Origin of the sequence: Serratia bockelmannii (genome assembly GCF_008011855.1) — a bacterium.
Classification (GTDB): Bacteria; Pseudomonadota; Gammaproteobacteria; order Enterobacterales; family Enterobacteriaceae; genus Serratia; species Serratia bockelmannii.
In genome coordinates this window covers 1-629 of sequence record NZ_VOUX01000019.1, presented here as the reverse complement: position 1 = coordinate 629, position 629 = coordinate 1, and the positions used below count along the sequence as shown (strand labels likewise).

1 rRNA gene is annotated in these 629 nt (G+C 51.2%); it reads left to right on the top strand.

Features of this window, described 5'->3' with window-relative positions:
• Positions 1-169 precede the first annotated feature (169 nt).
• Positions 170-629: ribosomal RNA gene (locus FOT55_RS12505) — 16S ribosomal RNA — on the top strand; the annotation flags it as partial.

The following is a 629-nucleotide window of genomic DNA, read 5'->3' as shown; positions in this document are numbered from 1 at the left end:
CACTGCTCTTTAACAATTTATCAGACAATCTGTGTGGGCACTCCACAAGACGATATCCAGCATCTTCGGATGCAAAAAAATATCAAGTCTTGAAGAGTGACTAACTGAAGTAAAATTCATGCAGTAAATCTTTGAGCATCGCTTCTCGAGTGGAAGCAAATCAAGCTTTTAATTGAAGAGTTTGATCATGGCTCAGATTGAACGCTGGCGGCAGGCTTAACACATGCAAGTCGAGCGGTAGCACAAGGGAGCTTGCTCCCTGGGTGACGAGCGGCGGACGGGTGAGTAATGTCTGGGAAACTGCCTGATGGAGGGGGATAACTACTGGAAACGGTAGCTAATACCGCATAACGTCGCAAGACCAAAGAGGGGGACCTTCGGGCCTCTTGCCATCAGATGTGCCCAGATGGGATTAGCTAGTAGGTGGGGTAATGGCTCACCTAGGCGACGATCCCTAGCTGGTCTGAGAGGATGACCAGCCACACTGGAACTGAGACACGGTCCAGACTCCTACGGGAGGCAGCAGTGGGGAATATTGCACAATGGGCGCAAGCCTGATGCAGCCATGCCGCGTGTGTGAAGAAGGCCTTCGGGTTGTAAAGCACTTTCAGCGAGGAGGAAGGTGGTGA